An 11,398-nucleotide genomic window follows, 5' to 3' on the forward strand; every position below is an offset into this window, starting at 1 on the left:
TTCAAATCTATTATTATTCCCGTTTGTACATCTGCAAAGAGTGTCCAAATACCCTAAATAGCCTCCTATTGAAACTACCATCATCATGAACAGAATAGAGAAGCTAATCGCCAAATACGCTGCGATCCTCTTTGTCTCCGAATTCATCTATGCTTCCCCTACGCTTCGTGGCTTTTATCGCTCATTGAATGCGTCATCCGTCGAGCGGGAACTCGAACGCTTCAGTAAGCATCTTACTAAGGAGAAACAGATGCCCGGATTTTTTCCAGAACAGAATCGATAGTAGAGCTCAACTTTCTCTTCAATTCGTCTCCGCCAGTGGCGGTGTCTGTATAGGTTAATATCCTAAAGTGTGTCACGTCGAATGGGAAATGCACCTGACCTTTGTTTTGATGTATCAGAATCGTCTCTTTCCCGACAGTGTGTGAAATTCCCAATTCGTACATCACGTTTGGGTTCAAATTTGTTAGGTCAGCTATGACTATGCGAGCCTCGCATATAGACTTCCAGATATCTTGCATGATGGCATTGTTGGTATGTAGATCATCAGCTCGACGACATATCAAATTCTTGCTTTCAACGGTCGGCTTGACGAAGCTTTCATAGATAGCCGTAAGGTCAGCTTCAAACGGCATCAGAACGAAGACGAGCTTCTCTTGAACAGGGTAAATGTTAGGTCCGAATACAGGGTTCATTTGCGCCGCAGGTCCCTTGGGCTGATTGTGAACAAGTTCGGCCTGAATCATAGCCACCGCTACAGCTCGAAGTGTTGCTGGCTGATTCAGCCAAGCTTCTTGCAGTTCGACCGCAGAAAAGCCGTCCCCGAACGTATCTGAAAGCCAATCAAGGTATTGCTGGATGCCCACGTTCCCGGTCGCTTGGAGGGAAGTGAAAATAATAGTAGGCACTCCTAAGTGGGGCTTATAGCCCACAAAATAGCGGTCCTCAAAACTGCCACATATGACGGAACCGCCGAGAAGCGGCCGGATATACCGTCGGGCTATGCCGTTCTCCGCAGCTACAGCCTGCAGTTCCACTTCGAACTGCCGGATGAGTTGATCCGCTCGTGTGCGCTGCTCCGGCGGCATGTCACCGCCGCCCACACTCGCACCGCTTCCTGTCAACATTTCGTCCCTATGCGGCTATCCCGCATCCCCCTGCTCTTGTGGAACGGACCATATCGGTTCCTTTCCGTCCCACAAGAGTTCTATTGACTTTTTAGGAATCTTGTCTCACAATCTCTTAGAGGCTATTGGGAAGGATGCGACATGCTCATAGGCTACTGCAGAGTCAGCACGCTGGATCAGCAGGCCGGTTACGAGGCTCAGCTCCGGGATTTGCAATCACAGGGGTGCGAAAAGATTTTCGGTGAGCAGGTTTCTTCGGTCAACGCACACCGAGCGGAACTTGAACGAGCAATCGAGTTCGTACGTGAAGGCGACAGACTTGTAGTCACTAAGCTCGACCGGCTTGCCCGTTCGGTTGCCGATTGGTGCCAGATTGTCGCCCGGCTTGAGGCAAAGAAGGTCGGCCTGATTATTCTCGGGATGAATGTCGACACCGCCACGCCAACTGGTCGGCTGATGCTGAACATGCTTGGCTCAATCGCTCAATTCGAACGGGAATTGATGCTTGAACGTCAGCGGGAAGGTATCGCCAAGGCCAAGGCTGAGCACAAATTCAAGGGACGTGCGCCCACGGCCCGCCGCAAGACATCTGAGATCGTCTCGATGCATCGGGCAGGCAAGAAGCCATCGGAAATCGCCAAGGCAATCGGGGTGGGTCGCTCGTCCGTGTATCGGATTTTGGCTGATGAGGCCGCTTGATGGCCCAAACTGCGTTTAGATCGCTTCTGGAGCAGTTGCCGGACAACGCCCGGGCATGGATCGGCAATCTTCCCCTGCCCGCTCGTGCTGAGATCGACAGGCTGCTGAAAGAGACCGGAGTTGAGAACTTCAAAGCCCACTGGCGAGAACACAAAGCCGACCTTGACGAACTTGAGTGCAGCTTCGCTGCCAAGCCCTAACCCCGAACAGCGGTGTTATCGTAAGCGCTTTAAGGTCGAGGGCCTGCTATTCGAGTTTGCGGCAATTGCCGGAGGCCCGGTCACGTATCGGGTTATCGGTGGCGCTACACCCCTGAAAGCCTACACCGAAGGCTCATGGTTGGGTTGGGATGACGAATTCGCACCGTTTAATGAGGGAGGCTACTTCCGGAACGGATTTCCCGTTCTGCGGCACGTGGTGTCACTGACAACCGAATGGGTCCTGCGGGAAAAGCCCTATAACTTCCATTTCGAGGCGACCGATAACCGGAAGCACCAGATTTATGGGAGGCTCGTCGCCCGGCACGGCATCTCCACGAAATTTCCCTATACACACTTTATGAGCGGCAGACGATTTTGGTTTGTTAGGCGTCAGACTGGGAAACGTTCGGAACTATCGGTTGGCATGTCAGCGTAACCCGCTGTAACATTCTTGAAAGGCCTTTCCGAAGCGTTGATGGAATTCATCCCTCCGCCAACCGGGAGCTTCACCGGCTCTGATTTTGCGTGAAGTCTCTCGTTCCCAACCGCCCGGCGGGAACTTCGCCCAAATGCATCCGCAAAGCTTCGTAATTTGTTCGTCTGTAGGGTTCCATTTCTTACCCAGCCTTGCGTCGTACACCAGTTTGAACTCTGGAATCGGTTGCGTGCAAAGGCCGGTACGTTCCTCGGATGAGGCTTTGGCTGTGTAGGAGTCGCCACCAAAGGCCACGAAGATCCCGACGAATGCCGCCCACGAGAACAAACTGAATTTGCTTGCCATACCCTCCTGCTCCTTCCTTCGCCCACTGCGACTATGCTGCCTTTTTCCCGCTCTGGCCTACCTTATAAATCTTCAGAGAGCGGATGACGGACGGTATTTGCCGACGTCGCTTCGTAGGACTTCGTGCAAATATCGCTTCTTCCCAGAGTTGCGCTTCTATTCCGCTCTGCGACAAGCCTGCGGCCTTCAGACTTAAACCGAGTTTGAAGAAATCACGATTGCCGTTGCCCGGTGTTTTGGGCGCATTGCGCCACGCTGCTGTCGCAGCGTCCAGTTTTGCCCAATCAACTGAGGCGTCTGACCAATCGTCCACCGCCCTTTCGGTCAAGGTTTCCGGTTCTCGATGGTATTTTTTTATCCAGCCTATTGGCTCCAACGGCCTTCTTTCACCGCTGAGAAATTCAAGGAAAATATTACCGGCAGGGTCGGCAGCCTGACACGGCAGATAAAACAAACTCGTCGCTGGCCTCTTGCTCCAGTCAAATCCGTGAAAGCGACGGCCATCAACCGCTTCGGAAACCCTATCAGCTTCAAAGCCAGCCTTGTGCAACCGGTTCCAAATCCCCCGCATGATGGTGTCATGGGTATGGACACTGAAGACCGTGGTCGTGGGGATGAAAACCCGGAAGCGAGGTTTCGCTTCCGTGCTGCTGAAGGAATTGAAGATCACCATCTTCAACTCTGGAAAGAGGTCGGAAACATCAACTGGCGAAATGCCGCCGCCATCATTGTCCAACCAGATTCCTCTCAGGAATTCGATATTGGCGTTGCCTCTGTCTGTCTCCGCCGCCTTCTCCCGATTATAGTATGCCGGACCGATCAAACGACAGCGTTCCTTGGTTGCGACACGTTGACCGGCCAAACGTCGAAGATCATCAACAAATTCGGACAGTGTCTCGAACCAAAAAACATCGTCGGCAACCGCCGCAGTTATTGATTGGAATTGCATTCCCCAAAACCACTTGGTCACGTTTTCTCCAATAGACTCTATAGGGATTTCGTGACTGCCATTGCTGGCAAAATGGTCCGAAAGAACCAGTGCGTCCGCTCGGGTCACAAAGCCATCATGAGCCTTAATTGCTTTCTGCCGGCTGCGACTGGCTCGCTTCCTCGCTGTGGCATCTACATGTTCTTTGGGCCTGCCCGCCTGCTTTCTGTTTGTGGCGTCAGCCGGAATCCAATCCAGCTTCTGGACTATAGAACCCGGCAATAGCTGATGCAGATAGGTTGCCGTTGCCCGATCCATGACAACAATCTGGACAGGACGAGGATCGTCCTGTGAGCGCAGCGAGCACCGCATAATCCCTTGATATACCGCTTCGTGGAAACGGGCGGCCTTCGCCTGCTTCTCTGTCAGGCCGAGCTTCTTGAAGTATGAAAATTCAGGGGGACTCGGGTTCAACGCTGAAAGGAAAACCACATTGTTGAACTTCTGATACTCATTGAGCCCATGGGACACATTGGGGAGACGGGTCGCATTCTCGTTCGCCGCAAATAGCCCGTCGCCAAACCTGTTGTTGGCTACCCAAAGGAATTGATCGGTCCCAAAAAATTCGGACACTTTCTCAACGACCCGTGCGTGGATGGTGCATCCAGAGCCATCACCCACCTCCCGATCCTGAATCTGCTTCGACCAGTCTGCTTCAATGACGTAACTGATCGTCGCCCGTCGCCCGTCGTGTTTCTGAAACCTCAACCGGCTGGCGAGTTCTTTGTCCTCGACAAAGCGGGCACCGTGCCGGCTCCAGAGATGAAATGGCAGGGTGCTTTCGAAGTTTGCGCTCAACATGAGAACGCTTTTGAACGGCTTCACCACCTCCGGCGTGAGGAGCGAGAAGGCTTGAAACTTCCGGCCTTCGGAATCCGGCGATTGTAGCGCTTCGACAGAAGTATCGGGCACGAGGACAAGCGCTTTCTTCGAAAAGGCCTCCCATGCCAATTTGTGAATTTTGCTACCGTTCACGGTGTGTTTGTCGGAGGTCAGAACCCTTTCGGGAGACTTTGAGACCGAGAAACATTTCAGGCCTTCGTAGGGGCTGGGCAGAAAAACGGCCTGATTGATCAGTTGCCGCAGATCGTCATCAATAAGCGGGTCAAAACTTGAATGGATTGCGGGCGCTTCGTCCACGATCAAAGTCCAGTCCAGCTTTCCTACGTAGGGAAGCAGCTTCCACCCTTCGTGGGTTATGAAGACCAACTCTCCGCCATTGGTTGGCTCTCTCAACTTCGCCACCAAACGGCTGGTTACGCTCCGCTCCTCGCAGCCATCGAGGCTCACAACATCCGTGACTCGGACGTTCGTGCCTCGGGGGTTCGAATCCCTCCCTCTCCGCCATTTAGCTTCCATAATAATCGTTTCCTTTCAAAAGCTTCCTTGTTGCGCTTGACCAGCGCGAAGCGAAACTTATCTTAGACTGTGTAACAAACTGTGTAACATTAGAGAAAGATAATGCGACGTTCCGCAGCGCCAAAGCCGCATAAACGTGAAGGCATCTGGTATCTCGTCCGCAGGGTGCCGAAGGAATTCGCGGCGTTTGATCGCCGCTGCCTAGTACGCATTTCCACGGGCGTCGCCGTGGCTGACGATCCCCGCGGTGTACGGGCGCGAGATGCAGTGCAAAGCCTCGGCGCGGGGCTGGAGGCGTATTGGCGTAGACTGCGGGAAGGCCAATCCGCCGAGGCGGGGCTGCGTTTCGAAGCCGCGAGGAAGCGCGCGCGGTCATTTGGATTGGCCTATCGCTCTAACGAGGAACTAGCAGCGGGGCCGCTCGACGAACTCATGGCCCGTATCAAGCTGCTCCTCGACAAAAAATCGATCGAGGACGCGCAGGACGTCTCGGCCGTCATGGGTGGGGAGAAGCGGCCAGCGGTCCGCCTGAGCGGTCTTATCAAGGAATTCGAGACGATCGAGCAACAGAACTTGCTGACCATGTCGCCTAACCAAATCAAGAAATGGCGTAACCCCAAAAAGCGCGCAGTTGCCAATCTGGTTGGAGTCATTGGCGACAAGGAGATCGCAAGCCTCACTCGGGACGACGCAATCGCGTTCCGCGAGTGGTGGCAAAAGCGGATCGTTGAGGATGGACTTGATATCGGTACGGCCAACAAGGACATCGGCCATGTTTCGAAAATGCTGCGCGTCGTCGATCTGACTCACCAGCTCAAGCTGGAGCCGGTTTTTCGAAACCTGCGTCTTTCCGGCGCCGTCCCCGGGCAACGCGCTGCGTTCACAGCGGAGTTCATTCAGGAGAAGATACTCGCTGAAGGCGCGCTCGACGGACTCAATGACGAAGCCCGCCATCTAATCTATGTGATTGCCGATACCGGACTCAGGCTTTCTGAAGCGGCAAACCTCACCACCGAAACAATCCACCTCGATCAAGAAATCCCGCATGTGCGGGTGCGCCCCAATGGCCGTCGCTTGAAGACCGGTCATTCAGCCCGTGACATTCCCTTGGTTGGCGGCGCACTTGCAGCCATCAAGCTCCATCCGGACGGCTTTCCTCGTTATCGCGACAAGGCCGCGTCACTTTCAGCGCTCGTCAACAAGGTGCTCGCCAGCAAGGAACTTCTGCCGACTTCCGAGCATAGTCTTTATAGCCTGCGACACACTTTCGAGGACCGGCTGACGGCAGTTGAGGCGCCGGAGAAGGTAATTGCTTCTCTGATGGGCCACAAATGGATCCGGCCCAAATACGGCGCGGGACCTTCGTTAGCGCAAAAGCGCGAGTGGCTTCAAAAAATCGCTTTTACCCCGCCCGGGCGAATGTGATTGCGGCGCCATCCAGGCCTTGAGAACCAACCTCACGGCTCCAGCTGTCCGAGCCATTTAGGTTGAGCGTGGCCAGCACGCGCTGCGCTCGCTCGCGATTTCCGAGCTTCCGCCGCATTTGTTCGACCTCGTATTCCAGCCTTTCGAAGGTCGGTATATAGGCATCTCCATGCCGGATGACCAAGTAGGCGGCAACAGCTAGACAGCATTCTAGCTCCGTGGCCGATGGATCGGAAAAAGGGGCGACGCCATACCAAGACGAGCAACGCCTCTCGAGGGCTTCCGAACTAGGCAAACGGCCAGCATGTGGCATGGGATACAAACCTATGCCTGATCGACGAACCTAAAGTGCTCACGAAGCTTGACCGGTACGCGGGCCATCGGAGGGTTCTGCCTAAAACCGCCAAAAATTTTGAAACACCCATTCATCCGGCTCGAATTCAAAGGGATCGGCGATTTTTGGGTTATGGCTTGCAAGCATAGTTCAGCCCAGACAAGAACGCCTGATATCTTGTCGTTCACTGTCACCCTGCCAAATATGGTGCCGGTGACAACGGCAGTTTGGCGAGCAGAAGAATTCCCGAGACTGAGACGTTCTACGGCTTGGCCCATGTTCGCGCTCCTCCTCGATTGGAGACAGGATGGGCCATATGGAAGCGAATAAAAGGAGGTTGGTGACGAGTCTCGGTAGTGGAGTAGAAACGGGTGGAAAAGCTTGCGCTATTCGCCGTCGGCGCCGCTAAGCGCATTTGAGAGAAGGGGCAACGATCGCCAAGAGATGACGTCCGATCGCAAGCCGGCTAGAAATGCGACAGTGACGCGCCTTTTTTGGCACGACCTTAGCACCCGATCGGGCCTCAGCTGGTCGTCGTTGCGCAGCCGATCGGGTGCGATTTTTATAAAGCTCTCTTGGCTTTAGCTTTGAGAGCCCGTCATCGAGACAAATGCAAGGGAACGGTCCCGCCCCCTGGGGACATTCGACATGCCGTGGCAGCTTCCTATGGTGAGCCAGCGCATTCCGATACACGTTTTCCGCGCTCTACCGTTGCTCCAGCACCTGTGCTGAGGCTGAGCGCTTGATCAGGACCCGACCGCTGCTGTTGCGGGATGGTGACTGGGTTGAGGTCGCGAAAACCTTGACCGCGGGTACGTTGTTCATCCAGATGAGCGCTGAGCCGAGAAGCAGCCAAGAACGCTTCCCGTAATCGAATCCTACGGGAACCGCGAAACCAGCGTCCAAGGGACGCAATTCTCCGACGTCGTTCACTCAAGCTCATCTCGCAACTTGAACGCTTGTATGAAGCCGCTGCATGTGCGCCGGTGGACCGGATTGCTGCTATCCAAACCACGTGCTCAGTTTCGCCCCCGTAATAACTCTACCGTCCGAAACGGCTTTCGCGCGTCAGGTCCACCCCACATGAAAGTTCCGCGAGCAGCACGGACGGAGAGGCCGGTCACAACTCCTTCGCGTGCTCTTTTACTACCGAATCAAGTGCCAAATGGAGAGGCACTGCCTTAGAGAACAGGAAGCCCTGCGCGGTTCTGCAGCCAAGCTTGTACAGAGTTTGCCGATCTGCCTCTGTTTCAACGCCCTCGGCCATGACCTCGATCCCGAGCGTCCTACCAAGGTCAATCACCGCTTTGACAAGCAGCCGATTCTCCCGGGACTTGGCTAAGCCGCGAATGAAGCCCTGATCTATTTTCACTTTCCTGATCCGACTGTCCTTGAGCGATGCCAACGTCGAAAAACCGGTGCCGAAGTCCTCGAGCGCGATAGAAATGCCAGCATGTGAAAGCTGGCCGAGCTTTTCATCCACTCTGTCCGGATCCACTGGGGCTTCTTCGGTAATCTCGATGTCGAACATCGTTGCAGGGAGGTCTTTTGCCGCCAGACCATTAAGAATCATCTCGTCAATATCGCCAGCTTCCAACTCGCGCGGTGAAACATTCATCGCCACACGAACATCACGACGGTCAGCTTTGACCAAGCCCTCGATAAGAGCGCAACAGTCGGCGAATACCGTTTGAGTTAGCAGCTGAAGCATTCCAGTTTCGCGTGCCGCTGTCATGATCTCGGGCGGAGAAATGGGACCGTGAAGCGGGTGAGACCATCTTAGCAAGGCTTCAAAACCGACGACGCTTCAGTTTCGAGTCTTACGATTGGCTGAAACCAAGCGACCAAGCTTCTCATCGTTATCGCCGAATGAAGATCGCGTTCGATTGACTGGCGGCGTTGCAGTTCCCGGGCTAGCTCGGCACCGAACAGACAAAATTCATTCCTGCCGCGGCGCTTAGCTGTGTAAAGGGCGATGTCGGCCCGCAACAACATTTCCGTCAGTCCGGGGTTTTCAGCCAAGTAGATTCCTATAGACGCTCCAATGCGGACGGATGCGATCCCAGGATAGGGGCGAGCAAGCTTGGCTATGAGATTGGACGCGAGATTGGTGGGAGAAGGAGAATTCTTTCGCGAAGAAAAAACCAGCACGAATTCATCCCCACCGATGCGGGCGAGCGTTGAGCCCTCCGGTGCTTCTTCCTCTATTCGGCGGGCGATCCTGGCAAGCAGCTCGTCACCCGTTCTGTGACCGTAGGTACCGTTGACAGATTTGAACCCGTCCAGATCAATCAGCATGGCCACAAAGGGTCCATCGGTGTTCTCAAACTGATCGATTGCATGTTCGAGGCCCCGCCTGTTGAGGAGCGCGGTAAGATGGTCCTCCCTGGAATTGCGCTCCATTTCCGCGGCAAGCCGCTCGGCTTGATGTCTCAGGCGGCTCGCGTCACGGAAGCGCGCTTGTCCAACGAACGAGGATCGAACCAGGCCGCCCTCGAAAAGCAGGACGGCAAAAGCCAGAATGTAGTTTTCCGGGGCTCCCTTCGTCAGCAAACATGCGGCGGCAATGAGGAGTGGCGGTGTGATGAAGCATATCGCTGCCGCAGCATATGAGCTGCCGTACGTGACCGCGCCAGCTGAAATGCCCGCCAGAATTATTAGATGCAGCGATGCTTGAGACGTCGTGTATCCAGCCGTTAGGATGGCAAGGAATGACCAGGTGAATCCCGCCAGAAGAGCAAGCCTGCCAAACCAGCGAAGCCGCAGCCAAACCCGTGTCAGATCATCCTGGACTCCGGGTTCCTTCAGCTGATGACGGGCGAGTGCAAGGCGGGCGGCATTTATCGCATTAACGACCGAAAACCAGGCCGCGCCAGCAAGACCGTTCCCGGAAAGGGCCTGCACGGTCAAAATCAGCCCGGACAGCACAATGCTTATCGGCATTGAGACGAAAAGGCCTGCCCTCAGATCAGCGAGCTGGTCCTGAAGGATTCTCGCCTCCAGCGGATCTTCTTTTCCAAGGCTGGACGGGTCAGCTTGCTTACTCCTGCTTGTCCGCAGCCTATGCAGCCCCCCTGAAGGACGGGTTAATTCTTCAATCGGAGATCAGCGTCGGGGAGCAGGATTACTCCGGTGCATCATGCACTCTCTCCCATCGCTCGCCCAGCACGCGCAAAAATGCGACTGCTGGTGCAGTATCACCGCTGGAGCTCCGCCGATATCCCATGCCGGACAAGGGGAACATGTTGGGCAAAGCGAAGCCCCAGATGCCTTGCAAGCCGTGCCGCCAGGTGGTCTCTGGAGTAGAGTCCAATCAATATGTTCGTTGCATGGTAGAGCGGCGCCGCCGACAGGCGCAGCCGCCTTTCGTATATATGCAGCATGTCGGGGTCGCCAACATTGCGGCCGTCGCGGCACGCAGTCATGATTCCACGGGCGAGTTGCTTCTGGCTGCTGAGACCGATGTTGAATCCGTGAGCGGTCACCGGGTGCATGCCGATGGCAGCGTCGCCGATGAGTGCGGCGCTCGGCGCCCGGAATTTGTGCGCCCAGGTCGTGACCAGCGGATAGGTGTGGCGCTTGCTTGCCAAGGTCATTTTTCCAAGGCGCCCTCGACACCGTTTCGTCAACTCCGACAGGAACAAATCATCATCGAAGGCAAGCAGTCTATAGGCCTCGTTTGAGCGCAATGTGAGCAGCAGCGACGACATGCCCTCCGCGAGGGGCAACATCGCTATCGTCTGATGGTGATCGAACCATTCGATGGCGATCTGGTGGTGGGCGCGCTCGTGCCTCACTCGGCAAATCAGCATCGAGTGGCCAAGCCGGTTGATATCGGCGCCGATGCCTAGCAGATCACGCGTGGCGGACAAACGCGAATCCGCGGCAACAACCAGCCGAGCAGTTAAACGCGCGCCATTAGAGAGCGTTACGACTGCTCCTTCTTGGCTGTTTGTTGCATCGACGACCGAGTGGCCGCACAACAGCCGGGCGCGATCCTGCAAGCGGACGATTTTGAACAGCGCCTCGCGGATCCGGCAATTTGGAACCAAAACCCCCAGCGGTTCTCCAGAGTTGCTGGGAGGATCGAAACGAAGAGCGAATGCGCTCGAGCCGTTGAGCACGCGCGCGCCTTGAAGTGCTGATTTGTCCGAAGCCGGGATGACATCCCAGGCGCCGAGCTCGCGAAGGGTTCTGATCGAAGCGTTGGTCAGCGCGATTTCGCGACCATCGAAAGCCGGATTCGCCAGACTATCGAATGTGTTCTGTTCAACAACTGCCACCTTGAGTTCGCTTTGGGCAAGCGACGCAGCGAACGAAAGGCCGACCGGGCCGGCTCCAACGACAACGATGTCAAAATTATCGTCAGAGCCCATCAGCGTGCCGCCATCCGGTCGCCTATCCTCGTGTAACGGTGGAACTGAGCCGAGTGACATGAGCTCCGTGGCCGCCGCATTGCCTAAAGGCGCTGGGCCGGGAGATTCG

The 11,398-nt window shown here is 55.4% G+C and carries 9 protein-coding genes; 3 read left to right on the forward strand and 6 right to left on the reverse strand.

The window, feature by feature from the left end; genetic code table 11:
* Positions 1-236: 236 nt before the first annotated feature.
* Positions 237-1,103 carry a hypothetical protein gene (locus EOA33_RS11500; RefSeq protein WP_127405671.1) on the reverse strand — a complete coding sequence of 289 codons (867 nt, stop codon included), beginning with the start codon at positions 1,101-1,103 and terminating at the stop codon, positions 237-239.
* A gap of 165 nt (positions 1,104-1,268) precedes the next feature.
* On the opposite strand from EOA33_RS11500, the gene EOA33_RS11505 reads away from it, so the two are divergent.
* Positions 1,269-1,826: a recombinase family protein gene (locus EOA33_RS11505; protein WP_127405672.1), complete on the forward strand. Its 558-nt coding sequence runs from the start codon at positions 1,269-1,271 to the stop codon at positions 1,824-1,826.
* Positions 1,826-2,026, forward strand: a complete 201-nt coding sequence (locus tag EOA33_RS11510) for a hypothetical protein (protein WP_127405673.1) — start codon at positions 1,826-1,828, stop codon at positions 2,024-2,026. Before EOA33_RS11505 ends, EOA33_RS11510 begins: the two co-directional genes overlap by 1 nt.
* Positions 2,027-2,453: 427 nt before the next feature.
* Here EOA33_RS11510 and EOA33_RS11515 read toward each other — a convergent pair whose 3' ends face one another.
* Positions 2,454-2,807 carry a hypothetical protein gene (locus tag EOA33_RS11515; RefSeq protein ID WP_127405674.1) on the reverse strand — a complete coding sequence of 118 codons (354 nt, stop codon included), beginning with the start codon at positions 2,805-2,807 and terminating at the stop codon, positions 2,454-2,456.
* A gap of 31 nt (positions 2,808-2,838) precedes the next feature.
* Positions 2,839-5,085: a hypothetical protein gene (locus tag EOA33_RS11520; RefSeq protein ID WP_127405675.1), complete on the reverse strand. Its 2,247-nt coding sequence runs from the start codon at positions 5,083-5,085 to the stop codon at positions 2,839-2,841.
* A gap of 171 nt (positions 5,086-5,256) precedes the next feature.
* On the opposite strand from EOA33_RS11520, the gene EOA33_RS11525 reads away from it, so the two are divergent.
* Positions 5,257-6,579, forward strand: coding sequence for an integrase (locus EOA33_RS11525; RefSeq protein ID WP_126057794.1), 1,323 nt, complete (start codon positions 5,257-5,259; stop codon positions 6,577-6,579).
* Between the two features lie 1,454 nt (positions 6,580-8,033).
* On the opposite strand, the gene EOA33_RS40410 is transcribed toward EOA33_RS11525, so the two are convergent.
* The 3 genes from EOA33_RS40410 to ubiM form a co-directional block, all read right to left on the reverse strand.
* Complete coding sequence (locus EOA33_RS40410) at positions 8,034-8,699, reverse strand: EAL domain-containing protein (protein WP_245454739.1); 666 nt, start codon at positions 8,697-8,699, stop codon at positions 8,034-8,036.
* On the reverse strand, positions 8,693-9,856 hold the full coding sequence (locus tag EOA33_RS40415; RefSeq protein WP_245455339.1) for a GGDEF domain-containing protein: 1,164 nt from the start codon (positions 9,854-9,856) through the stop codon (positions 8,693-8,695). Before EOA33_RS40415 ends, EOA33_RS40410 begins: the two co-directional genes overlap by 7 nt.
* Before the next feature lie 254 nt (positions 9,857-10,110).
* Positions 10,111-11,292, reverse strand: coding sequence for a 5-demethoxyubiquinol-8 5-hydroxylase UbiM (gene ubiM / locus EOA33_RS11535; RefSeq protein WP_185928959.1), 1,182 nt, complete (start codon positions 11,290-11,292; stop codon positions 10,111-10,113).
* Positions 11,293-11,398: the final 106 nt, after the last annotated feature.

The organism is Mesorhizobium sp. M4A.F.Ca.ET.050.02.1.1, from assembly GCF_003997725.1.
Taxonomy (GTDB): domain Bacteria; phylum Pseudomonadota; class Alphaproteobacteria; order Rhizobiales; family Rhizobiaceae; genus Mesorhizobium.

Excerpts from the sequence above, each read along its gene's own strand:
- EOA33_RS11510 (WP_127405673.1), top strand. The coding sequence starts at position 1,826 with ATGGCCCAAACTGCGTTTAGATCGCTTCTGGAGCAGTTGCCGGACAAC.
- EOA33_RS11525 (WP_126057794.1), top strand. The coding sequence starts at position 5,257 with ATGCGACGTTCCGCAGCGCCAAAGCCGCATAAACGTGAAGGCATCTGG.
- EOA33_RS11515 (WP_127405674.1), bottom strand. The coding sequence starts at position 2,807 with ATGGCAAGCAAATTCAGTTTGTTCTCGTGGGCGGCATTCGTCGGGATC.
- EOA33_RS40415 (WP_245455339.1), bottom strand. The coding sequence starts at position 9,856 with ATGCCGATAAGCATTGTGCTGTCCGGGCTGATTTTGACCGTGCAGGCC.
- EOA33_RS11505 (WP_127405672.1), top strand. The coding sequence starts at position 1,269 with ATGCTCATAGGCTACTGCAGAGTCAGCACGCTGGATCAGCAGGCCGGT.